Origin of the sequence: Sphingobacterium sp. LZ11T8 (assembly GCF_024261425.1) — a bacterium.
Lineage (GTDB): Bacteria > Bacteroidota > Bacteroidia > Sphingobacteriales > Sphingobacteriaceae > Sphingobacterium.
This window is the reverse complement of record NZ_JANBZY010000003.1, coordinates 132,586-155,756: the sequence shown is the minus strand read 5'-3', so window position 1 is coordinate 155,756 and position 23,171 is coordinate 132,586. Positions and strand designations below refer to the sequence as shown.

The following is a 23,171-nucleotide window of genomic DNA, read 5'->3' as shown; positions in this document are numbered from 1 at the left end:
AATTTGGTATATATTTAAAGTTTAAACGAAATAATTGATTTATTTTCATAAAAAATCAAAATAAATTTTGATAAAATCAATAAAAACGTATTTTTGTTGAACAAAATTTAATAATTATGGTGTTGTCAGGTAAAAAGTCTTATGTTCCCCTCGTTTTTATGAGTGTTTTAGTGTTAATATCGCTTGTTTTTTCAAAAACACCTCAAATCCATTCAAATTCTGGGTATAATTATGCCGATATCGCATGGATGTTGACTTCTACGGCCCTAGTTTTGATCATGACTCCCGGTTTGGCTTACTTTTATGGTGGTATGGTCAAAAAAAAGAACGTTATTTCCACCATGTTGCAAAGTTTTATCTGTATGGCTGTGGTTGCCGTGATTTGGGTAATCTTTGGGTTCAGTTTGGTCTTCGGCGAGTCAATAGGAGGGGTTATTGGCAATCCTTTCACATTTTTTATGTTCAATAATGTATTGGAGCGCGGACCTTGGGATGCAGCGCCAACCATCCCATTTGCACTCTTTGCCATCTATCAGTTAAAATTTGCCATTATTACGCCTGCACTGATTACAGGTGCATTTGCAGAAAGGATTCGATTTACTTCCTATGTGCTCTTTATCTGTTTGTTCTTTGTTTTTATCTATGCGCCATTGGCACATGCTACTTGGCATCCCGAAGGTTTCCTATTCAAGCTAGGTGTATTGGACTTTGCTGGCGGAACAGTGGTCCATATGTCTGCAGGATTAACGGCATTGGCTTCTGCAATATATTTGAGAAAAGGAAAAGATATGCATAGTCATAGCCCGGCACGTATCACCTATGTGCTATTGGGTACTGGATTACTATGGTTTGGTTGGATAGGTTTCAATGCTGGTTCGGCATTTTCGGCTTCAGAATTAGCAGCGACAGCATTGATTACCACTTCTACCGCATCTGGAGCGGCTGCCCTGACCTATATATTCTTTGATGCAGCCAAGGGAATCAAACCCTCCGCAATGGGAGTCTGCATTGGCGCCGTTGTGGGATTGGTCGCCATTACACCAGCGGCAGGTTTCGTCACTTTTGGACATTCCCTGGTCATAGGGGCTGTTGCCGCTGTGATCAGCAGGGTAGTGATTGCTTGGAGAACACGCTCCAGGATCGATGATACCTTGGATGTATTCCCAAGCCACGGTGTAGGCGGTATGGTAGGTATGATCTTGACCGGTGTATTTGCCACGAATGCCATTAACCCCGCTATCCCAGATAATGGATTGTTTTATGGTGAATGGAAATTGTTTTCAGCCCATATGCTAGGACTGGTTCTGGCTGCGGTATTTATCCTTTTAATGGCATTCATTTTATTGAAGCTTACTGATATGATTACGCCGTTACGGGTATCTGATGCCGATGAGGAGGTTGGTCTGGATATCTCCCAACATGGTGAAAAGTTGTGACCTTTATTAACTAAAAATAACCTGAATGATACCTGGCTTTCTTCTTGAAGGTCAGGTTTTTTTTTTTTATCGTCATTAAAACATTTCTTCTTTTGGATGGTTTTATTAACAAATCAACATGACAAGCATATGAATAAGTTAAAATTAGTAATTGGAATATTTGCCATGGGATTCTTTACTATGACCAGCTGTAACAATAGCGAAAATACAGAAACAGAAACTGAAGTTCTTCCAGACCCTGAACAGGGGGGAGATGCAGAACGCTATAACATAAACGCTCCGGATGCTGAAGTTATCAATTTAGATTCAACGGAGGTCGATACTACAGTTCAAGATACTGCCCAATAATCACATTCTTTTATATTTTTGTTAGTCAAAGCCTGATTTTTCCAATTTCAGGCTTTTTTTCTGACCAATCTGATGGGGTGAACATTCTACTTTTGGATGTTTTTTTCGGGAATTAGCCTGGCCTTATTCGAGGCATATTCGAGAGATATTGCTGTGGTTAGCAATGTGTCCAAAACAAGTCCCCTTTGTTGTCCAATAAATTTCTGATGTGCTGCGATTTTTCCGGGAAATTTAGATCAGGGTAGTATAGATTAAATGCAATTTAAAGGAAAAGAATAAAAATTATCAGCTTTCAGGAAAAAGATTTGGAAATGGTTTATTTTAATTAATTTCCTTTACTTTTATGAGTGGGAAGAATAATGATATTTTAACCAATCTATTGATTATATGATAATCCTTGGCTGTGTATTAGCAATTTTGGTCGGAATAACTTTAGGGTTAATTGGCAGTGGTGGTACCATATTGACTGTGCCGATCTTGGTCTACATTATGGCAGTCGAACCAACACTTTCCACGACCTATTCGCTTTTCGCCATTGGTATCACTTCATTGATCGGTGCCGTGCGGGGGATTATAAAAAAGGAAGCAGACCTTCCAAAGGTCTTGACCTTTGGTGTTCCTTCTCTGATTGTTGTATTTATTACGCGTTCCTTCATTCTTCCTTTGGTTCCAGAGGTCATCCACATAGCAGGATATAGCTTTCATCAAAATGTACTGTTGATGATCTTGTTTTCCTTTGTTATGGTAGCTTCCTCGTTGAGTATGATTCGCTCTGCTAAATACAACCCTGAAGTGCCTCCGGAATATGTGAAAACGCCCATAGAGGTTATTGTGTTTCAAGGAGCTTTGGTTGGATTGGTGACAGGTTTGGTCGGTGCTGGAGGAGGATTCCTCATTATTCCCGCATTGGTCAATTTTTACCATTTGCCCATGCGGAAGGCCGTGGCTACCTCCTTGATCATTATCAGTATTAATTCTTTCTTTGGCGTAATGGGTGATCTGGAGAAGTTTGAACTCTTTGATTGGGAATTATTGATCGGTTATACCGGTGGTACCGTGATCGGTATTTTCATTGGTTTTTACCTTTCAGAGAAAATCAGCAACAAAAACCTCAAAAAAGGCTTTGGATATATGATCCTTATTGTAGGCTTATATATCTTAATTAAAGAGACTTTATTGAGGTAATTGACCTTATGCTCTTGCGTTGTTCTGCTTATTGATTTTTCTATAGATAAATATTCCGACCAGACCAATACAGATCCAAAGAAAATCGATACTGAACAGATCTATATTTCCTTCAATCAAACTATTCCATACCCAATTTTTACCAAAGACCCCATTGACGATGGGTACCATAAAGGCAAGGATGCTTCCGATCAATAGGGTTTCCCTATTCGTTCTGTTGATATTTCTACGGATGATATAATAAGCACTAAATAGGAGCCAAGTCCAAAAATAAACCTGATATAGGAATTCCTGATTTACATTTGCAGTTAATTTTACCGCTATGAAGGTAATTGCAGTCGTTGGGAACATGGATAAACAGATGGCTAGGTATATGTTCGCCAACCAGAAGTTGAATTTTCTTTTATGCTTTGGTACATTGTTCTTGTCTCTTGCGACTAACCAGATCATGATTCCCGATGAAATGACCAAACAACCCATGATTCCCATAATAAAGGAAAGATATTTAAGGGGGTAACCAGCATAATCTCCAAAATGTAACCTATACAAGAGACTCTTGACATGATCTACAAAAGTGGAATTGTACATGGGGGTCTTCTCCTCCAGTATTTTCCCATCCATCGCCCGTATGTTATAGATTCCATAACCAGCCATGTGCTTGGAGTAGGTTGGGCTAATTTCAGCAATGATTTGCATATTTTGGTCCCCATAGTTCTTTATGCTGAGACGAAATACACGACTATCCGGCCATTTTCTCTTTACTGAATCCAATAAAGGATTGACCGTTGGGGTTTGAACTAAGGCTGAATAGCTGTATGGCAGGTTGACTTTATGGTTAAAGGCAAGGTCAGTGTACATGGTTTCTGAATCACCTTTGTAGATTATCTTTTCAAATGGGATAGCTAAGACAGAATTTAAGATTAAGAAGATACCGGTCACGGCATAGACAAATTGAAAAGGGAAGCCTACAACCCCTAAGGCAGTGTGCAAGTCGGTCCAGACCGTCTTCCATTTGGAAAAGGGACGAAAGATGAAGAAATTGGAAACGATCTTGTCCCAATGTAGCAATAAGCCCGTGATCAGCGCAAAGAGAAAGATAAAGGAGGTAAATCCTGCAACCACATAACCAAATGGGCCAATACCTATATTGATGGGCAGCTCATTCAATTGAGCCAAAAAATGCAGTCTATATAAAAATTCGGCAAGGTCATAGTTTTCACTGTAACTGCCGGACTTCCTGTTGATAAAGTTATATCCGAAATATTTTGAATCAGTAGTCGTCCAATCTGCTTTGTTGGCTACTTTTTCATTGATTATGGCTAAGTTTTTCTCATGTTGCAAGCTGTCCTTGGATTCGGTATAGCTCATGTAGGATCGAGCATTCTTATGATAAAAGGAAAAGGTAATATCTCTTCCCTTTAGTTCCATGTCCTGTCCGAGGGAATCCAATAAATAATCGCAGTCTACATCGGCAGTAGTCATTTTTGAGAACGAATCCCCTTGCTGCCAAGCTGCAATTTCATTTCTGAAAAATGAAAATGATCCAGCAAAGAATATGACATAGAGAATCGCACAGATGATAATCCCACTGATGGTATGGGTATTAAAGTAGATGTTATAATTTCTGGTATTCATTATGAATTAAAAGATGAAAGGGATTGATAAAAGGAAGGTTAGGCAAAGATATATTCCCCAGATGTACCAACCATTTTTCGATAAAAAAGCCAATAGGAGCAGGATTGCCCAAATGATATACCCAGAAAAACCAGACAGCATAACAATGTTTTTCCTTTCACAGAATAGGGTCAAGAAATTGTGGAAGGCAAGCATGAGCATATATCCTGCAAAGAAGCCTGCGGTGATTTTTAAAAAGCGTTGGAAAGGAGAGCTTAGGTATTTCTTGTTTGCGGGCATGGGTAAAGATGGATTTAGAAAAAAATAATTTCAATTGTCAGTGATATGGAAAAAAGAAGAAGGATATGTTTCCAGTTAATGGTCTTATAGGGGAAGAGCAAATTCAAAAGACTTAGGAAAGTCATTAAATAAACGCTAAACGCAAAACTTCCCGCTTCTAGACCTTGTTTCCAAAGAGTTAAGATAGCGGCAATTGCCAAAAGGATAAATCCTGCGAGTTTCAGTTGATTGGGGTGAAAAATTTTTAAAATACTGAATTCTACTTGATGGATGCTCTTCATTTTTTTGCTGCTACAATAAAGGAAGTAGGAACCGGTGAAAACGAAAAATATGATCAGGCTGTACATAATATTTGAGAAGGAAATTAGCCTAGTAAAATGCCGGCAAGCATTTTACTAGGCATAAGCTTAATTTACATTTATGGAATAAGTGCTGCCTCTCCAGATTTTTTCAATCTTTTGGCCATGCCAATCTTCAACTTTATCATCAGTTTTAGAAGCTTCGATAATGTATTTTCCTTTTACCAAGGGTTTAAAGGAAACTTTTCCTTGAATATCGGTATGGAGCGTTTTGGTCCAACCTTCAGGTCCCATGATAATCACTTCTCTTTCTTTTTCAGCCTGACCATCTTCCAATACCTGGACTTCCAGGCTTGCACCAACTTTTGGATTTTGGACTGTTGATTCAACATGGAAAGGAAGGCTATTTAATTTAGTCGATCCGTTTCCGACCTGGACGAAGGCTGTAGAAGAAAATTCGAATTTCATGGTTTCATAGGCTTCTTTTGCAGCTTTTACCACTGAAAGGATATAGGATCCATTTTCAGTAGGTAAAAATGAAGCTTCGAAATGGTCCGTTGATGCAGTTTTCTCTAAGGTTTTTTTACTTCCATCTGGCGCAATTAAAATCAGGTCGAAATTCTTGACATCTGAATACCATTTATCGATTGGGTCTACCAAACCTTCGGCATATTCACCGTAATAAACTTTGACCGTATGTTTCTGGTTCAATTTGCCATTTGTTTGGGTTTCAATCCATAATGCATGTGCACTTGCAAATTGAAGGCTTACAAGGCTTATTAAAATTGTCAATAATGTTTTTGTGTTCATGGTTTTAGAATTTATATGCAAATGTTAATCTATAGTTTCTTGGTGCACCGGCTTGCCAAGAGTAAACAGGGGTACTGAAGTAGCTGGTGTAATAACTACCGCCCTCAATCAAGTATTTATCCAAAAGGTTCTGTACATTTAGATTGACACTGAATTTGTCGATGCGGTAGCCCATTCCGGCATCAAAGCGGAAATAGTCTTCAATATTTTTTTCGGGTTCATCCTTGGAATAGAATTCCAAGGCACGTTGGATATTTGACATCCCTCCAAATTGGAAGGCCAAACCTTTTGCCTTTCCTCGCGTCAATTCATAGTCCAGCCATAGGTTGGCGATATGAACATCGGCACCATCAAGTCTTTGTCCAACAAAAAAGGCATCAACACCTTCATTGATTTTGGTTACTTGTCCGTCGGTATATGCATAGTTCGCAATCAGGTTCAATCCCCTTAATACCTCACCACGGATATCGACTTCGAGCCCGCGGATTCTTTTTTGCCCAACTTCGACTGACATCTCAGGTCTAGGTCCATAGGATGTTATTTCATGGTTTTTGGTGATTTGATAGATCGCGATGGTACTATTCCATTTTCCTTTGAACCAATCTCTTTTGATACCAAGTTCATAATTGTTACCTGTGATTGGTTTTATTTTAGAACCGTCAAATAAAATTCCTTGTTGGGGAAGAAAAGCTTGGTCAAGTAATGCATAGACTGCGGTATTTTTATCAATGGAGTAGGATAGACCAATTCTCGGTGTGACTTTTTCGCTTTTTACTGGTGCTCCGCCCCAGGTACTGATAGACATGGAGGTATAGCGAGCAGCCAAAGTCAAACGTAAAGCATTATCAAAAAAGCTCATTTGATCTTGCACATAGGCGGAGGTGTAATCCGTGGCCATACTACCACCGCCTACAGCTGCGCGTTGGGCCAAGGAATGTGATCGGTCAAAATTCTGAAGTCCAAAGTCAAATCCGTAAACAGGATTCTTAGGATCAAACTCACCACCATTCAAACTATCCAGAACAATACTTTGATTCCAGTCTGCCAAATAGGATTTACTACCTAGATCAATCCCTGCCAATATTTGATGTTTGATTTGTCCCGTGTTAAATGAACCATTTAAGAAGACTTGGCCTAATAACATGGTGCTTTGTGCATCCCAGGTGTCTGATTTCCTGATGACCTTGCCATTGGGAAGAATATCTTTTGGCCAACTGCTTGCGCCGATTTGGTTGTAATTAAAATAGGCACCCTGAGCAGTTAATTTCCAATTTTCATTTAATTTATGCTCGATATTGATGTATGCGGAGTGTTCATCAATGTCCATAGGTTCGGTTCCTTTTTGAGAAAAGGAGGTTTCTCTAGAAAGGGTTTTATAACCAAAAGGAGACATTAAATAACCGGATCCAACATCAGTCATGATTGCTTTCTGATAGGTGTATTCTAATGTTGCGGTTGTCTTATCATTGATTTTGTAAGATAGAACAGGAGCGATTACAAGTCTTTTATTGTCTTCATTCGGGCGGAATGAAGCTTTTGAAGAACCGGCAATATTCAATCGATATAATAACCTGCCATCTTTTGAGACCTTGCCATCCAAATCTAAGGTGGTTCTGTAATTTTCAAAACTTCCTAGGCTAAAGGTTACCTCGGCATTTTTTTGTCCGGTTGGCTTTTTGGTAACCACATTGTAGATTCCTGCAGGATCTCCACTGGACATCATAAATCCGGCTGGTCCTTTTACGAATTCAATTTTTTCTACGGTTGCCATGTCTTCAGATAGTGGACTCCAATAGGAACTGACAATATTCATCCCATTTCTGAAAGCCTGTATTTGTGACCCACGCATATGGATATTGACGTACATATCATTCCAATGCGTTTGTCGGCTTACCCCGGAGATATTCCTGAATGCACCATCCGCTAAATTGAATGCTTGTAGTTTTGCAAGCACTTCAGCATTTATGGTTTGCACATTCTGGGAAAGTTCTAGAATTGGAGTCTGAACCCTTAAGGAATTGGATAATTCATGTTCCACTATGGGTTTCTTGGCACTTATGACTACTTCCTGAAGAGTATTGGTCCCTTCTTCAAGCGTAAAATCTAATACTCGGGTTTCATTTTCCTTTAATGCGATAGTGCTGACTTGGGAGGTGAAACCAATATGTTTTGCCCTAACCTCATAAGTCTTTGCCGGTAGGTTAATGAACTGGTATTTTCCTAGAGAATCGACTTCCATCTCTTGAGAGCCATTCAATTTGACAACCACATTTTTGGCTGGATTTCCTTTCTGTGTCAGGATAGTTCCTTTGATAATGCCATTTTGGGCGTATGAGGATGTTATTAAGAATATTATAAATAGAGTGGTTAAGAGGTTAGTTTTCATTATAGGACTGGATCGATTTTAGAATAGAAGGAAAAAGAATAAACATGAGGGTCTGAAAAAGTACATTGCAAGTCCCTGAAAAGAAAAGATTTGTAAAAAAACTAGTTTTACTCGTAGGGGAGTGATTAGAAAAAAGATTGTAAATCATAAATGTTAATGTATAGTGTTAAAAATTCCATTAACTGTTTATGAAAGAACCTTGGGATAAATAAATAGGGAGAGCGCCCAATTTTTTTTATCTTGCAGGTCCTTTCATACTTACAGTGTGTTAAAGGTGATTGATTCATTGAGTCAATCAACTAATAGCAGTTACAGCTGATATTAGATTTTTGGCGTCATGCAGAGATTGCCGTCTTTAGCATGGCGCTATTTTGTTTTATAAGCAGTCCTTTAAACCGTCCCTCCACAAACATGAAGAATTATAGTGCTAAAATATAAACGAAACTAACAGGTAGAGGTTAGTTTATTTAGACTCATTAAAAACAAGTACAAATATAGAATGAAAATGTTTGTTTGCAACAATTTTTATATAATTAATAAATTAATTGAAGTTCAGTTAATTGCATGATGATATAAAGCTGTTTCGGTATTTGAAAGGTTTGATAATATTTTGTTTACAGAGCCTAATTGAAGGCGACTTTTAATTAAATTCCTGTATATTGTTAACTATATTCTTGCAGTAGACATTGCTGCAGATTAATCAACTAAACTTTTAATAAATGAAAATCAACACTCCTAAATGGGTGGTTCTACTGAGTTTAGGCCTAGCGTTCTTGAACGTTGAAGAAGCAAACGCCCAAAGTAAAACTGCGCTTTCAGAAACATTTATCGAATTAGCAGATCCCACGGCCGATGTCAATTCGGATTGGTCAAAGGTTGGTCCAGGTTTGCATAGCTCTTTTGTAACAATCGATAAGCGATTTGCCAAATCCTTGGCACCAGAAATTGCCAAGCAAAACAGGGTGAAAATTGAAGGTTGGAAAGGGGAGAAGCTATCTGCACAGATCCTTTTATGGACCAGTTCCGATATTGCTGATGTTCATGTAGATATTTCGGATTTAGTATCGAAAAATAAGGCGGTGATTCCCCAAGCAGCGACGGATGCACGATTTGTCCGCTATGTCATGACTGATGAGTTTGCAGGCGGATGTGGGTACCGGAAACCTGAGGATTTCGCCTCCTCATTAGCTCCGGATATGTTGGATAATTTAAAGTCCTTCGATATCCCTAAGAAAACAGCTAGACCTGTCTGGGTTAGTGTAAAGATTCCCGAAAATGCACAGGCAGGTACATACAATGCTATTGTAACAATTTCTGCCAAAGGTCAACCTGCACAAAAATTGGCCTTGGAGCTGGATGTGATCAATCAAACCTTGCCGAAAGCAACGGAATGGAGCTATCACCTAGACCAATGGCAGCATCCATCAGCCGTGGCTCGTGTTGAAGGATTGGAAATGTGGAGTGATGCCCATTTTGAAGCGATGAAACCAGTGATGCAAATGCTGGCTGATGCTGGCCAAAAAGTAATAACCACCACATTGAACAAAGACCCCTGGAATGTTCAGACCTATGATCCCTATGCCGATATGATCACATGGACCAAAAATAGCAATGGAAAATGGACTTATGATTATACCGTATTTGACCGTTGGGTGCAATTTATGATGGATCTGGGTGTTGATGATATGATAAACTGTTATTCAATTATTCCTTGGAACAATGAAATCCATTATAAGGATGCCACTAAAGCAGAGTTGGTCAATGTGGTCACAAAACCGGGCACAGCTATTTTTGAAGAACTTTGGACACCTTTTTTAAAGGATTTCGTTAAGCATCTTGAAGCAAAGGGCTGGTTGGATAAAACCAATATTGCCATGGATGAACGCGAAAAGGAACAAATGGATGCTGCATTTGCTTTATTGGAGAAGGTAGCACCGGAAATCGGGATTTCGTATGCTGATAATCAAAAAACCTATCAAAGGTTTCCAAATTCGGAAGATATCAGCATTTCAGTGGGGCATCCATTTTCAAAGGCCGATATCATGGACCGCCATAAAAGAGGGTTAAACAGTACTTTTTATATCTGTTGTTCGGATGGTTTTCCGAATCAGTTTACATTTTCAGAACCTGCGGAATCGACCTACCTAGGTTGGTATGCTTTAGCAACCGGCTTTGATGGGATGTTGAGGTGGGCCTATAATTCATGGGTAGAAAACCCTTTAACGGATTCCAGGTTCAGGACCTGGCCTGCTGGTGATACCTATATCGTCTATCCTAAGGGACGTTCATCAATTCGATACGAAAGGATGTTGGAAGGTATCCAAGATTATGAAAAAGCGAGAATTGTGATGAAAGCGCTGAAAGAGAAAAACGATCAAAAAGCCATAGATAGCTTTCAGACCGCAATCAATAAAATGGAGGCCAATCAGCGATTTGATGGGTGGAATGAGGAATTGAACAATGCTAAGACCTTATTGAACGATTTGTCAAGAAGTCTTTAGATTATAAAATTAATTATGCATCAGGCAGTAGTATCCTTTTTCTACTGCCTATTTTTTTGAATTATGAGAATCAACACTAAACTAATCCTGATAGCCTTATTGGCAGTTTCAACTGTACAATACGCAGAAGGGCAGACAACACAATCCGAGCACAAAGATTGGTTAATCCAATCAACAGGCTTTCAATCGAAAATTGTTAACAATAAGGATGGGATTGTCCTTGAAAATGGACTTATCAGAAGAGCCTTTAAGAAAGCTGCCAACCTAGCTTGTTATGATTTTAGCAACCTGAGCAATGGTCAGCAATTGATACGTGCGATAGAACCAGAGGCAATCGTCAATATTAATGGGAAGGACTATGAGATAGGCGGGTTGAAGGGACAGAAAGAAAAAGCTTATTTCTTGACAGAATGGTTTCCTTCCTTAAAAGCGAATCCAGATGCTTTTGTCTTTAAGTCGGCCAAGGAACTGCCACTAGAACAGGCCTTGAACAGCAATAGTCCGTTTTGGTCCTCAAATTCTGAAAAGGCAAAAGGGATAGGTTTAGTTTTAGAATTTCAGCATCCTGAATTAGCTGGGGTTTCCGTGGATGTACATTATGAAATCTATGATGGATTGCCAGTTCTTCGAAAATGGGTAGTAGTGCGAAATGAGAGTCAAAACAAAATTCAGGTAAACCGCTTAGTCAATGAAATCCTCTCCTTGGTAGAAGAGGAATCAGCGGTCGTAGGAAGTACAGAGGATATGAAAAAGCAATCGGGTATCTATTTTGAAACCAATTACGCTTTTAACAATGCCATGAAATATCGACTATCTGAACAGACTTTGCATTGGGAGCAGGATAGCAGCTATACCTCTCAAGTTAATTATGATCTGACCACTCCGGCAAAAGCCTTAATCTATCCGAAGGATGTATCGAAGATTGATGTTTTACCGAAACAGAAGTTTACCTCGGTCAAGACTTTTGAATTGTTGCATGATAGCCATGATCAGGAGCGTAGAGGGCTTGCTGTACGGAAAATGTACCGTCAATTAACTCCTTGGATCAATGCTAACCCAATCTTTATGCATTTAGTCAGTAAAAATAGGGAGGAGGTGATCACAGCTATCGATCAATGTGCTGAAACAGGTTATGAGGCGGTTATCCTGAGTTTTGGAAGCCATCTGAAAATGGAGTTAAATACCCCAGAGAATCATAAAGAATGGCGGGAACTGGCGGATTATGCGAAATCAAAAGGCGTGAAATTGGGCGGTTACACCTTATTCAGTTCCAGGACTATTAACGCTGAAACGGATGTGATCAATCCGAAAACAGGAAAGCCAGGGGGCGCATTTTTTGGCAATGCACCCTGTTTTGGCAGTCAGTGGGGGTTAGATTATGCGCAAGCCATTAAAGACTTTTTCAGGAATACTGGTTTCAGTATTTTAGAAATGGATGGGCCATATCCGGGCGATGTCTGTGCGTCCCATGATCACCCAGGTCACCATGGGTTGGAAGATTCCCAATTTGCGCAGATGGAAATACAGAAGTCGATCTTCCACGAATTGAATCAGATGGGAGTTTATATCAATGCCCCGGACTGGTATTTTCTAGATGGAACGAATAAAATTGCGTTGGGTTATCGGGAGGTGAATTTTTCTTTGTCGCGAGACCAACAGAAGATTTTAAACAGACAAAATATCTACGATGGTACTTGGGAAAAAACTCCTTCGATGGGTTGGGGTTTTGTACCCCTGACGGCCTATCATGGTGGTGGCGCTGATGCCGTTTTAGAACCCTTAAATGATCATTTGGATGATTATAAACAATTGATGATGCAATATTATGGAGCCGGGGTTCAAGCCTGTTACAGAGGCCCCCGTTTGTATGACACTGAAAGGACTAAGGCTACGGTCATAGAAGTCATTGATTGGTACAAAAAATATAGAGATATCTTGAATGCGGATATCATCCATTTGCGAAGGGCAGATGGCAGAAATTGGGATGGGATACTGCATGTTGATCCAAATGGAAAGGAGAAAGGTTTGGGGATGTTGTATAATCCAACTGATAGCGAGATGGTTATTCAAATAGACCTGCCGCTTTACTATACCGGTTTGGACAAGGATGTACAGATTGCTTTTGAAGGAGAGAACCCGAAAAAGTATCAGTTAGCAAGAGATTATAAAGTGAATTTACCGGTCAAGATTCCTGCAAAGGGTTATACTTGGTTTACCGTTAAGTAATCAAAAAAGGGTCGTATCAGAATGATATGACCCTTTTTTGATTATAGAAATAATAGAAAATAATCCACTTCCTAGCTTAGCCTCTTGACTCATTTCCTTGTTGCTTTTTAATGCAGGAGAATTAAAGCTCAAAAAATGAACCTAGGTTAATAAATATTGTTGTAACAATCCTAGAAATTTATAGTATTACTAATCTTTTTAAATATATTTGAATACTAGATTATTCGTTTTAGTTAGCTCAAAACAGCAATTATTGACTAGAGTTGACTCAAATTTTTATAAATCAATTAGCCCAATGAGAAAAAACACATTAACATTTGCTTTAAGCATATTTTTGGGTATTTCAGTTTCTTCAAGTTATGCACAAAGCTGGGAACATACTGATGCCGACCGCAAGGTTGCAGTAGAAGTAGATACGTTAAAGAAGAAGGGATATACACTGATCTGGATCAATAAGGATAAAGAATTTAGTGCAGAAACTAAACAGCAGCTTATTGATACCTATTTTATCAACTATCCTAAATTGGTCAAAAAATTCAATAAGAAAACCAGAAAAGAAGTGACTTTTGTCATTGACCCTGAATATGATGGTGTTGCAGCCACTGCAGGAGGGATTGTTCGATATAGTCCAAATTGGTTGAAGAAAAATCCACATGATATCGATGTCGTGACGCATGAAGTCATGCATATCGTTCAGGCTTATCCAAATGGATCGGGTCCTTGGTGGATTACAGAAGGGATTGCTGATTATATTCGATATAAATATGGTGTCGCCAATGAAGCAGGCAATTGGAGGCTTCCTGAATTTAATGAAAAACAGAAGTATACCGATTCTTACAGGATTACTGCTCGGTTCTTCAATTGGATTGAGCATAATAAGAAAAAGAACTTTGTCAAAAAGTTAGACCTGGCTATGCGCAATAAGACCTATTCGGACTCTTTTTGGGCAAATGAAACCGGAAAAACGATCGATGAACTTTGGGCAGAATATGCTTTAAACCCCGCAATTTAAAATGATGAAAATGAACTATATGAATTTTGCCAAGGTATTGGCTTTTATGGTCATTCCGGTATTATCGAATGCCCAGCAGCCAAACCTGAGTCAATACGTCAAACCATTGATCGGAACGGCTAAAATGGGGCATACTTTCCCTGGAGCAACGGTTCCTTTTGGGTCGGTACAATTGAGCCCTGAGACAGATACCATCCCATATGCAGTCAACGGACAATATACGGGTGATGTATATAAATACTGTGCAGGTTATCAATACGATGATCCAACCATTGTTGGTTTCAGTCATACGCATTTCTCGGGAACAGGACATTCCGATCTTGGCGATATATTGGTGATGCCTACTCAAGGAAAGGTGCAATTGAACCCAGGGACAGCCGATAGGCCACAAGATGGGTATAGATCGGCATATAGCCATGATAATGAAATTGCCGAAGCCAATTACTATAAAGTGAAACTGGATAAGCATAATATTCAGGCGGAATTGACTACAAGTACCCGTGTTGGAGTTCATCGCTATACCTTTCCAGCTTCCGATCATTCCCATTTGATCTTAGACTTGACAGCGGGTATCTATAACTATGATGGCAAAAATGTTTGGACCGTGGTCAGGGTATTGAATGACTCCACCATAACAGGGTATAGGCAGACCAATGGTTGGGCAAGAACCAGAACCGTTTATTTTGCTATCAAAACTTCCAAAGCATTCAAAAATTATGGAGCGAAGTATTTGGATAAAAATGTGCAGTACAAAGGCTTTTGGCGGAAATTCAACCAAGAGGATAACTTTCCAGATCTAGCGGCGCATAATATCAAGATGCACCTGGATTTTGATACCAAAGAGGGGGAGCAAGTGATGATGAAAGTGGCATTGAGTCCAGTGAGCATGAAGAATGCATTGGAAAATATGCAAGCAGAGACTCCAAACTGGAATTTTGAACAAATTGTAAACAAAGGAAAATCAGATTGGAATAAGGAGCTTGAGAAGTTTAAGGTCGATATGTTGAACAAAGAGGATCTGGTTAACTTTTATACCTCCGTTTATCATGCGAACCTGATGCCAACCGTATATATGGACCTAAATGGCGAGTATAAGGGTTTGGATCAAGAAATCCATAAAGCTGAGGGTTTTACGAATTACACCTCCTTTTCTTTATGGGATACCTTTAGGGCTTTTCATCCTTGGCTGAATTTGGTCGATCCGAAAAGAAATGCAGATATGGTTTCTTCGATGATGGCGCATCATGAACAGTCGGTCTTGAATATGTTGCCAATCTGGTCGCATTATGCGAATGAAAACTGGTGTATGAGTGGGTACCATTCGGTATCGGTGGTGGTAGACGCTATTATGAAAGGTGTATATAAAGGAGATGCGGAAGCTGCCTTGAAAGCCTGTGTTCAAACGGCAAATGCAAGAAGATATGAAGGTATTGGGGATTACATCGACTTGGGCTATGTTCCGGATGATAAAAATGGGACTTCAGTGTCAAATACCTTGGAATATGCTTATGATGATTGGTGTATTGCTCAATTGGCAGAAAAATTGGGTAAGGCGGAAATCGCTGCAGAATTTAACAAACGCGCCGAGAATTGGAAGAACCTGTATGATGAGCGAATTGGTTTTATGCGTCCTAAAGATAGCAAAGGGGTGTTCAGAGAGAAGTTTGATGTGCTAGATACCCATGGGCAAGGTTTTATTGAGGGAAATACCTGGAATTACTCTTTATATGTACCACACCAACCAGTTCAATTGATGGAGACAATGGGCGGACAGAAACGATTTGAAACTTATTTGGATTCCTTGTTTACCATGCACCTTCCAGATAAGTATTTTGAAAATACCGAGGATATTACCCGTGAAGGCATCATTGGGAACTATGTGCATGGGAATGAACCGTCGCACCATGTTGCCTATCTGTATAATATCACCAAAAGCCCTTGGAAAGCTCAGGAAAGAATCAGACAGATTATTCGTAACCAATATCATAATGGTCCTGCTGGATTAGGAGGAAATGATGATTGTGGGCAAATGTCTGCTTGGTATCTCTTCAGTTCTTTGGGATTCTATCCTGTAGCGCCTGGAGATCCACATTATTGGTTGGGTAGTCCATTGGTAAAATCAGCTGAAGTGCAATTGGATAATGGGAAGACCTTGAAGGTTTTTGCAAAGAACCAATCGGAGAAAAATGTATATGTGAGCAAGGTATTGTGGAATGGACAAGAGCTGAAAGATTTTAAGATTTCGCATGCCGATATTTCAAATGGAGGAGAGTTGCAGTTTGTAATGGCATCCAAACCTAAAAAATAATAAGAAATATAAAATTAAAAGATAAGGGGCGATGAATTTCATTGCCCCTTATCTGTGTTATGTAGTGTAGTTGTTATTCAGGTAAATTTCCTAACGCTAAATTATCCATGATCTTACACACCTCGTCAATGCTGTATCCTTCTCCCTGTACCTTCATTAAGTATCTTTTTTTATGGAGCCATTCAATTTTTGAGGTCTGCTTATCGTAGTATTTTTCTTCTGTTAGTTTTGCTCTTTGACCTTTATATTCCATCGTTTTTTCGGTCATATCGTCCGTGATTCTTTCCGAATCCTGGTTGAAACCATAAAATGCGAGACCAGTAATAGAGCTTGCCGCTTCACCAGCTCCGTCCAAGATGGATACTTCAATTGTTTTTGTAGCACCTTCGTCTTGATAGGTCGCATTTGCACTGGAGATCCCAATGGATGCAGATTCACCTAGGTTGATGGAAGTCCTTTTCAAGCCTTCTAATGTTTCAGGTAGGACCTTTTTTAATTCATCGTTACTTACAGGTGTCTTTTCTTTTAAGGCATTCATCTGAACCTCAATATCCTTCATGGCTTTTTCAAGACCACTTAGACCTTTGATGGCCTCGCCGGCATTGCTTAGGTTCTCAATAACCCCCGTATCTTCTGAATCTCCCTCTTCCTCTGAATTATTCGAACTGCCACATGCGACAAATAGACTGCATCCCAGAACTAGTGATGCCATAAAAAACTGTTTTTTCATATTAGGATAGATTTTGTTTCTAGCAAATCTAAAATAATAAAAGAGTTAGGGACAGAAAATATTGGAAATTACCTGTATACAGGTATCGATATCAGGTAATCTCGCTAAAGGTTTAAATATTTCCCTATGGCTGCGGACATTTCTTCCGGAGAACCATCAACTTCGGCAATGGAAATACGGATGACTCCTTTCATGCCTTTTAGATAGGTGTCACGGACAAAGAAGTTATTCATTCTGTCGGCATATTTCTTGGGGTCCTTGACATGGATGTCAAGGTAGTTTCCATGGAAATTGATATCTACTAAATCATCCCATTCAATTAATTCCGCTGCCTTAGCAATCGGCGTCGTATTGGACGTTATTCCATTTGTGCCAATACTTAGGGCGATTTCATCCGCTTTTTTGCCAAATAACTTCATGTAGGTAAAAGCCCCAAAGCCCAATATGGCAATAAATATACTGCCATATTTCCCCATCGAAACCACGTAGGAAGATGTGTCTACAAACCATTTATAGTATGCAAAACCTAAGCCTGCAATTCCCAATAGCAGAAATATCATGGCCATATTGTTTAGTTTTTTCTGATTGTATTTAAAGTTTGTCAATTCCATTGTTTTATAGTTTAATTATACCTTGTCTATTGAATATTTTCCAGCCCCAGTGAAAAAGAGGCTTGCCGAAACAAACAGCATAGCTAGAGCCGGTGTCATAAGGTCTATGCTATCGCCATTAGGGAAGTGAACCATGAAAATGGCGATTAAAAAGTTTATAAAAATAATTGCTGCGGAAAGCTTTGTTTGCCAACCAATCAACATTAGGAAGCCAGCGATCATCTGTACAGCAACTGAGCTAATAGCAGAAACCATTGGGAATGGGAATTTATATTTTCCCAAAAAGCCAGCAAATTCCTGCATATGGTCCCAGCTGATCAGATTATCCGATACGCCGTACATAAGCCTTAAGCCTATGAAAATTCGAAGAAGAAGGATTCCAAATGATGTGTTGGTCATAAATAACTTTTTCCCAATGCAACATGAATTAGTTAAAAATGTTTTTACAATTTTAACCTGCTAATATCTTTTTCTTTTCAGCATCAAATTCTTCCTGTGTCAAAATGCCGGCATCCATTAGGTCCTTTAGGTCCATCAGGGCTTTTTTCTTATCCACTGGTGCTGCTGCGCTTGCCGCTGGACTTGGTGCTGCGGTATTTGCTTGCTCCTTTCCTTGGGTAGATCCAAATTGGATCAGCAAGGCCGTGATTTCGTTGAAACCCTTGATGTTGGAGTAATCGATCGCTTTTTGCTCTTTTACATTGACCAATTGCGGGTCAGCATTGTTTTCTAAAAGGAATTTGAGCACATCTTTTTTGCCATTTGCTGCGGCATAGTGCAGGGCTGTATTTCCTGACTCGTCCTGTTGATTGATATTGGCACCACGTTCAATCAGTAATTTGACCATACTTAGGTGTCCATTCTTAACGGCATGTTGTAGCAAACTTTCACCACCTTGGGATTCATTGACATTAAAATTGAATTGGGCATCTATAGACAGGTTGTTGTTGGTTTCTACAAAGTCCAGATATCCATACATGGCTTGGCTGTTTCCAGTGACTGGTCGGCTGTGGTTTACATCCAGGCCGTTATCAAGAAGCAGGGAGACGATTTCTTTTTGGTTATGGCTGCAGGCATACCAAATAGGAGAAACTCCTTCAGAACTGCTAATTGATACATCAGCACCATTTTCTAACAGGGTCTTAACCATGGCTTTGTTGCCTTCGTAACATGCAACCAAGATGGCCGATTCGCCAAATTGATTGATCTGATTGACATCTGCCCCGTTTTCCAATAACAGGTCAACCATAGGGAGGTGCCTGTTCTTTACGGCAATTAATAAAGGCGTGTTTCCTGATTTGTTGCTAGCTTCTGGATTAGCACCATTCTCAAGTAGGATTTTGGCTGCCTCAAGGCTTCTGTTCAATACAGCTAGCATCAAAGGACTTTCGGTACTGTTGTTTAATGCATTGACGTCAAGTCCTTTTTCGATCAAGGTCTTGAGGACATCAGCTTGACCAGTTGAAGCTGTCAAATGAAGGAGGCTGTTGCCTTTGAGGTCATTAATGTCAACCCTTGCATCTTCTTCAATCAGATATATGGCCGTTTGTTTCTGCTTTTGGAGACATGCGAAGAATAGGGGAGTTTCGCCCTGTTGATCCTCATAATCTAGTTCAGCACCTTTTTCTGCCAATAGTTTGACCAGGTCAAGGTAGCCACGATGTGCTGCATAATGCATGGCGGTTCTGCCTTTTTCATCTGTATACTTGACATCGACTTCATTGTTCTCTAATAGTAATTCGGCTATTTTACGTTTGCCGCCCTCACAGGCGATAATAAATGACATGGACATAATTTCTTAGTTTTCTTTTTGTTGAGCGATTAATAGCAGTTCGACGGTCTTTGCTTTTAAATTATCTTCCGAAGCAATCATCATGGCTGATTGTTCCTTATTGTTCAGGATGCTGGCTGTTGCCCCGTTATCCAATAGGAATTTTACTTTTTTGTAAGTTTCCTTGGCAGCATTTTGATCATAGTTGCTGTCCTTCATAACGACTTTATGTAATAAGGTGTTGCCCAAGTCGTCCTGTTCATTGATGTCCGGTTGAGCGGCCTTAAAAACCTGTTCAAAAAATGGTGCTTTTTTCTCGGCGATCCAATGCCAGGCAGAAAGCTGTTTATCGTAATGGGGGGCGGTGTTGTTTAAATCTGCACCATCTTCAATCATCTGCAAAATTAATTCCGTGTTATCCGCACCATCTGTCACTCTAAGGTGGGCGTGCAGGGCTTTTTCGCCACGTTTGTTGGATTGTTCGAAATCCATGCCCTCATATTCTGAAAGCCGTTTGTATTGTTCAAAATCATGTTTATGTGCAACGGCAATAAAGAATGCTGAATTTCCTTCATGATCTTGTTGGTTCGGGCTTGCTCCATTCTGCAACAGATTTTCCAAAACATGTTTATTGTTGCTCTCCAAGGCGACGTGCAAGGAAGTTTTGCCAACCTTGTTTGCTTCGTTTACATCTAAACCTTCTTTAAGGAATATGTCAATATAACGATTTATCTGTTCGGGAGTTATGCCATGTTTTCTAATGCTAATGTTCAGCAAATTGTCCTCCGCTTGGTTCTTGAAATCAACCCTACAGCCAGCATCAATTAAGGCTTGTATAATTTGCGGATCGGCTGCATTCTCAGCAGCGAAACTGATCAAGGTCTGTCCGGCTACTTCATCATTGATGTTTTCAGCTTGTTCTAATAGATCCTTGAAAAATGAAATAAATTCTTCATCTGGATTTTTAACTCGGATCAATTTAGAAAAAATACTGTCATCAATTTTATCGAGCATATAGATGTCCTTCTCGATTTCATTGTTCTGAAGCATAAGGCTAATAAGTTCGTAGCCTTTTTTTCTGATTAGGGTATCGTAAAGCTGGGAATAATCGTAGGCATGTTGGCTATGGGGGATTCTTTCGCCTTGGTTGTACAATTCAACGGCGTTGTCGAAGTTGCCACTGTCAATGGCCTGAATTAATGGAGTCTTTTCAAACATAGGATATAGTTTAATTATGTTGTTTTTATTCGTTATTAGCTGATTTTGTGAATTCAATAAGTTCTTGAGCCGACCAAGGACTCCAAATTAATAAAACGTTGTTTTGAAGATTTGCTGTATCTCTGACGATATTTATTATTCTCTGATTTAACAAAAGAGCCAATGGTTCGTAAGGATTGTCTTGAAAATGCTTGGAAAATAATTCCTGGCCTTCAGCAGAAAGTTCGATCCGTAATTCCTGGTCTTTTGCCTCTATGGAAACGAAGTGCATAGGATCCACCAATGCTACTTGGCTGAGTTGTATGTTTTGAGGCATAAAGCTATCAAAGGCTTTGGCCACATAGATGCCGTTTTGGCGTTCTACAGTGAAAAATTCAAAGGGTCTTGATTGATCAGGGTTTCCAACGATTTTTACCCCTGAGGATAGTCTGTTGCCTGCTAAATAGATTTCGTCATATAAGCTTTCAATCTGTTTTTCGAATGATTTAAATGTTGATTTATCGGCTTCATAGATAGAATCGGCATCCATTACGCTGAATTTTTGGAGGTCAGCTTCAGAATAGAATTGCTTTAGCAATGATAATAACCTCTTTTCAATTTCTAAATCAGCATATTTCTGTTCGTAGTCCAAAAACATTTCCGTGTTTTTTGCCTCGGTAGCTATGTTTTGAGGCCTATAAGGTGCAATGGCTTCGAAAAGTTGATCTAATATTCCCATTTTCTTTAAGAACTGGGTTGCCTGGGTATCATTTGAATACGGGGGATTGCTCATGTTTAAAAAAAATAGGATTATCTATGTTTAGCTGTATTACCTTAAAGCTACATGATGAATGTCTGAAATGGTAGAAATATTGTGCCGAAGTATGGTTGAATTATATAAATGAACCAGTTTTGAATACTGTGAAGGCTATTTTGCTGAATTAAATAAGATTGTGTTTTTTCTTTTAACATGTAGATTGTAGGTGACTTTCGAAAAAATACCTTGTCTTGGGTATTTCCTTTATTGCAATTTAATAATATATTAGTTTTTATAATTTAAATATTGAATAATAAGACAATAAATTATAATAAATAACAATTATTAGCCTGTAGATCTAATCTATTTCTTATATGAAGTCATCATTGGAGCCTGGAATGCTGTTTCTGCGTATATTCCTTCTATTCATATTGCATTTCAATGGAAATTGCTGTTTCTGTCAGCAAGACAGTGTACTCGCTCAGTTAAATCAGGTTAAGCGAAGTAGTTTTTCAAAATTGATGTTGAATGAGGGATTGATAGCTCCTATTGGTTTTATTAGTTATGGTGTTACTTCAGTTAAAAATCCTTACTTGCAGAAACAGAATGAATTAATAAAAGATAACTTACAGTCTGCGCGACCAATTAGGATAAGGATAGATGATTTTACCCAATATGCTGCCACTGGATCTTATTTTGCTTTTGATCTCATGGGTATAAGGGCGAAGCATGATTTTAAATCAAGGTTGTTCGTGGCATCTGTAGCCCATATTATCATGGGGAGTTCAGTGAATCTATTGAAAAAGAGTGTTCCGATTATGCGACCTGACTTCTCAGCCTCGAACTCTTTTCCCTCAGGACATACCGCTACAGCATTTGTGGGAGCAGAACTGATTTGGCAAGAGTATAGCCATCAGTCTGTTTGGTATGGAATAGGAGCTTATACCATTGCCGCTGGGACAGGATTTTTCAGGATGTACAATAATCGGCATTGGCTGTCAGATGTAGTAATGGGGGCAGGCATAGGAATATTGAGCACGAAAATGGCTTACTGGATGCTGCCAAAGTTAGAGGAGCGCATCCAAAAAAGGAAGCACCCATATTTGTTAATGCCTTCATACAACGGAAAACAGTTTATGTTGAGCTTTGCGAGCAGTCTCTAGGCTTAAAGATTGATGCTATCATATGCCCAGTGTAAAAGTGCCTGTCTCTGCTTTGGACGACATTGAAAATCACCAAATGTACAATTGCCTTTTACTTGGGCAATATGTCTTTTAAAAGCTTTCCAACGTTTGATCTGTCTTTCATCGTCTTCAGATCTTCGACCCATAAAATATCTGCAGTACCACTGGAACCACCCTCGAGGATCTTGGGGGTGTATCCAGCCTTTTCTTTGCCATTCTGATAGGGGCTGGGAAGCCTTTATTTTAAAGAAATTTAGGCTAGGGTCTCCAGCATTGCTTTCACCTTTATACAGCTTCGCATGTTCAAACCATTCTTTAGGGAATTCATTTCGACAGTCATTGAGGTACTTACCATTGAAGACGCCTAATTCAAGCATTTCCTGTGGGCTTAACTGAGGTTGGAATTCTGGGTCAAAGTTTTTGCCCATAGGTTCCGTAAGCTCATAGGAATAGTCTTTTTGCATACTATCGTAGACATGAATCAGCATAGTTTTTG

19 protein-coding genes are annotated in these 23,171 nt (G+C 39.4%); 9 read left to right on the top strand and 10 right to left on the bottom strand.

The annotated features are described in order from the left end of the window. Positions 1 to 158: 158 nt before the first annotated feature. The 3 genes from NLF99_RS08875 (at position 159) to NLF99_RS08865 (ending at position 2,969) form a co-directional block, all read left to right on the top strand. Positions 159 to 1,436, top strand: coding sequence for an ammonium transporter (locus NLF99_RS08875; protein WP_254527800.1), 1,278 nt, complete (start codon positions 159 to 161; stop codon positions 1,434 to 1,436). A gap of 129 nt (positions 1,437 to 1,565) precedes the next feature. Further along, positions 1,566 to 1,784 (top strand): hypothetical protein, encoded by a 219-nt coding sequence (locus tag NLF99_RS08870; RefSeq protein ID WP_185213726.1) that lies wholly within the window; start codon positions 1,566 to 1,568, stop codon positions 1,782 to 1,784. Positions 1,785 to 2,171: 387 nt separating this feature from the next. Beyond that, complete coding sequence (locus NLF99_RS08865) at positions 2,172 to 2,969, top strand: sulfite exporter TauE/SafE family protein (RefSeq protein WP_214648505.1); 798 nt, start codon at positions 2,172 to 2,174, stop codon at positions 2,967 to 2,969. A gap of 6 nt (positions 2,970 to 2,975) precedes the next feature. Here the strand turns inward: NLF99_RS08865 and NLF99_RS08860 are convergent, their stop codons facing one another. Further along, the gene (locus NLF99_RS08860) at positions 2,976 to 4,604 is read right to left on the bottom strand and encodes a PepSY domain-containing protein (protein ID WP_254527798.1); all 1,629 of its coding nucleotides are present in this window, start codon (positions 4,602 to 4,604) and stop codon (positions 2,976 to 2,978) included. Positions 4,605 to 4,617: 13 nt separating this feature from the next. Here NLF99_RS08860 and NLF99_RS08855 point away from each other — a divergent pair, with 13 nt between their 5' ends. Next, entirely contained in the window at positions 4,618 to 4,911 is a 294-nt protein-coding gene (locus NLF99_RS08855; protein ID WP_254527797.1) for a hypothetical protein, read from the top strand. Positions 4,912 to 5,290: 379 nt separating this feature from the next. Here the strand turns inward: NLF99_RS08855 and NLF99_RS08850 are convergent, their stop codons facing one another. Beyond that, the gene (locus NLF99_RS08850; RefSeq protein ID WP_254527796.1) at positions 5,291 to 5,992 is read right to left on the bottom strand and encodes a DUF4198 domain-containing protein; all 702 of its coding nucleotides are present in this window, start codon (positions 5,990 to 5,992) and stop codon (positions 5,291 to 5,293) included. Positions 5,993 to 5,996: 4 nt separating this feature from the next. Beyond that, a complete protein-coding gene (locus NLF99_RS08845; RefSeq protein WP_254527795.1) occupies positions 5,997 to 8,378 on the bottom strand; it encodes a TonB-dependent siderophore receptor in 2,382 nt (793 codons plus the stop codon). Between the two features lie 719 nt (positions 8,379 to 9,097). Between NLF99_RS08845 and NLF99_RS08840 the strand changes: the two genes are divergently transcribed. The 4 genes from NLF99_RS08840 to NLF99_RS08825 all read left to right on the top strand — a co-directional run bounded on the left by NLF99_RS08840 (position 9,098) and on the right by NLF99_RS08825 (position 16,425). After that, on the top strand, positions 9,098 to 10,879 hold the full coding sequence (locus NLF99_RS08840; protein WP_254527793.1) for a glycoside hydrolase domain-containing protein: 1,782 nt from the start codon (positions 9,098 to 9,100) through the stop codon (positions 10,877 to 10,879). A 63-nt stretch (positions 10,880 to 10,942) separates the two neighbouring features. Continuing rightward, the gene (locus tag NLF99_RS08835) at positions 10,943 to 13,105 is read left to right on the top strand and encodes an alpha-galactosidase (protein ID WP_254527791.1); all 2,163 of its coding nucleotides are present in this window, start codon (positions 10,943 to 10,945) and stop codon (positions 13,103 to 13,105) included. Positions 13,106 to 13,400: 295 nt separating this feature from the next. Then, positions 13,401 to 14,117, top strand: a complete 717-nt coding sequence (locus tag NLF99_RS08830; protein ID WP_254527789.1) for a basic secretory family protein — start codon at positions 13,401 to 13,403, stop codon at positions 14,115 to 14,117. A gap of 10 nt (positions 14,118 to 14,127) precedes the next feature. After that, positions 14,128 to 16,425, top strand: a complete 2,298-nt coding sequence (locus tag NLF99_RS08825) for a GH92 family glycosyl hydrolase (protein ID WP_254527787.1) — start codon at positions 14,128 to 14,130, stop codon at positions 16,423 to 16,425. A 73-nt stretch (positions 16,426 to 16,498) separates the two neighbouring features. Here the strand turns inward: NLF99_RS08825 and NLF99_RS08820 are convergent, their stop codons facing one another. The 6 genes from NLF99_RS08820 to NLF99_RS08795 form a co-directional block, all read right to left on the bottom strand. Then, positions 16,499 to 17,137: a hypothetical protein gene (locus NLF99_RS08820; protein WP_254527782.1), complete on the bottom strand. Its 639-nt coding sequence runs from the start codon at positions 17,135 to 17,137 to the stop codon at positions 16,499 to 16,501. Positions 17,138 to 17,259: 122 nt separating this feature from the next. Further along, entirely contained in the window at positions 17,260 to 17,766 is a 507-nt protein-coding gene (locus NLF99_RS08815) for an STM3941 family protein (RefSeq protein WP_185213737.1), read from the bottom strand. 15 nt (positions 17,767 to 17,781) lie between these two features. Beyond that, entirely contained in the window at positions 17,782 to 18,165 is a 384-nt protein-coding gene (locus tag NLF99_RS08810) for a DoxX family protein (protein ID WP_254527781.1), read from the bottom strand. A gap of 52 nt (positions 18,166 to 18,217) precedes the next feature. Beyond that, entirely contained in the window at positions 18,218 to 19,552 is a 1,335-nt protein-coding gene (locus NLF99_RS08805) for an ankyrin repeat domain-containing protein (RefSeq protein WP_237235633.1), read from the bottom strand. Positions 19,553 to 19,564: 12 nt separating this feature from the next. Beyond that, positions 19,565 to 20,755 (bottom strand): ankyrin repeat domain-containing protein, encoded by a 1,191-nt coding sequence (locus NLF99_RS08800; RefSeq protein WP_254527780.1) that lies wholly within the window; start codon positions 20,753 to 20,755, stop codon positions 19,565 to 19,567. A 25-nt stretch (positions 20,756 to 20,780) separates the two neighbouring features. Continuing rightward, positions 20,781 to 21,527, bottom strand: coding sequence for a hypothetical protein (locus tag NLF99_RS08795; RefSeq protein ID WP_254527779.1), 747 nt, complete (start codon positions 21,525 to 21,527; stop codon positions 20,781 to 20,783). Positions 21,528 to 21,865: 338 nt separating this feature from the next. On the opposite strand from NLF99_RS08795, the gene NLF99_RS08790 reads away from it, so the two are divergent. Then, the gene (locus NLF99_RS08790; RefSeq protein ID WP_254527777.1) at positions 21,866 to 22,654 is read left to right on the top strand and encodes a phosphatase PAP2 family protein; all 789 of its coding nucleotides are present in this window, start codon (positions 21,866 to 21,868) and stop codon (positions 22,652 to 22,654) included. Positions 22,655 to 22,656: 2 nt separating this feature from the next. Here the strand turns inward: NLF99_RS08790 and NLF99_RS08785 are convergent, their stop codons facing one another. Beyond that, positions 22,657 to 23,163 (bottom strand): hypothetical protein, encoded by a 507-nt coding sequence (locus tag NLF99_RS08785; protein WP_185218351.1) that lies wholly within the window; start codon positions 23,161 to 23,163, stop codon positions 22,657 to 22,659. Positions 23,164 to 23,171 lie beyond the last annotated feature (8 nt).

What these genes read in the sequence shown, in the direction of transcription:
- NLF99_RS08815 (WP_185213737.1), bottom strand. Translation starts at nt 17,766, where the DNA reads ATGGAATTGACAAACTTTAAATACAATCAGAAAAAACTAAACAATATG.
- NLF99_RS08820 (WP_254527782.1), bottom strand. Translation starts at nt 17,137, where the DNA reads ATGGCATCACTAGTTCTGGGATGCAGTCTATTTGTCGCATGTGGCAGT.
- NLF99_RS08800 (WP_254527780.1), bottom strand. Translation starts at nt 20,755, where the DNA reads ATGTTTGAAAAGACTCCATTAATTCAGGCCATTGACAGTGGCAACTTC.
- NLF99_RS08810 (WP_254527781.1), bottom strand. Translation starts at nt 18,165, where the DNA reads ATGACCAACACATCATTTGGAATCCTTCTTCTTCGAATTTTCATAGGC.
- NLF99_RS08785 (WP_185218351.1), bottom strand. Translation starts at nt 23,163, where the DNA reads ATGCTGATTCATGTCTACGATAGTATGCAAAAAGACTATTCCTATGAG.
- NLF99_RS08870 (WP_185213726.1), top strand. Translation starts at nt 1,566, where the DNA reads ATGAATAAGTTAAAATTAGTAATTGGAATATTTGCCATGGGATTCTTT.
- NLF99_RS08840 (WP_254527793.1), top strand. Translation starts at nt 9,098, where the DNA reads ATGAAAATCAACACTCCTAAATGGGTGGTTCTACTGAGTTTAGGCCTA.
- NLF99_RS08805 (WP_237235633.1), bottom strand. Translation starts at nt 19,552, where the DNA reads ATGTCATTTATTATCGCCTGTGAGGGCGGCAAACGTAAAATAGCCGAA.
- NLF99_RS08850 (WP_254527796.1), bottom strand. Translation starts at nt 5,992, where the DNA reads ATGAACACAAAAACATTATTGACAATTTTAATAAGCCTTGTAAGCCTT.
- NLF99_RS08845 (WP_254527795.1), bottom strand. Translation starts at nt 8,378, where the DNA reads ATGAAAACTAACCTCTTAACCACTCTATTTATAATATTCTTAATAACA.
- NLF99_RS08875 (WP_254527800.1), top strand. Translation starts at nt 159, where the DNA reads ATGAGTGTTTTAGTGTTAATATCGCTTGTTTTTTCAAAAACACCTCAA.
- NLF99_RS08825 (WP_254527787.1), top strand. Translation starts at nt 14,128, where the DNA reads ATGAACTATATGAATTTTGCCAAGGTATTGGCTTTTATGGTCATTCCG.
- NLF99_RS08790 (WP_254527777.1), top strand. Translation starts at nt 21,866, where the DNA reads ATGAAGTCATCATTGGAGCCTGGAATGCTGTTTCTGCGTATATTCCTT.
- NLF99_RS08835 (WP_254527791.1), top strand. Translation starts at nt 10,943, where the DNA reads ATGAGAATCAACACTAAACTAATCCTGATAGCCTTATTGGCAGTTTCA.
- NLF99_RS08830 (WP_254527789.1), top strand. Translation starts at nt 13,401, where the DNA reads ATGAGAAAAAACACATTAACATTTGCTTTAAGCATATTTTTGGGTATT.
- NLF99_RS08860 (WP_254527798.1), bottom strand. Translation starts at nt 4,604, where the DNA reads ATGAATACCAGAAATTATAACATCTACTTTAATACCCATACCATCAGT.
- NLF99_RS08795 (WP_254527779.1), bottom strand. Translation starts at nt 21,527, where the DNA reads ATGAGCAATCCCCCGTATTCAAATGATACCCAGGCAACCCAGTTCTTA.
- NLF99_RS08855 (WP_254527797.1), top strand. Translation starts at nt 4,618, where the DNA reads ATGAAAGGGATTGATAAAAGGAAGGTTAGGCAAAGATATATTCCCCAG.
- NLF99_RS08865 (WP_214648505.1), top strand. Translation starts at nt 2,172, where the DNA reads ATGATAATCCTTGGCTGTGTATTAGCAATTTTGGTCGGAATAACTTTA.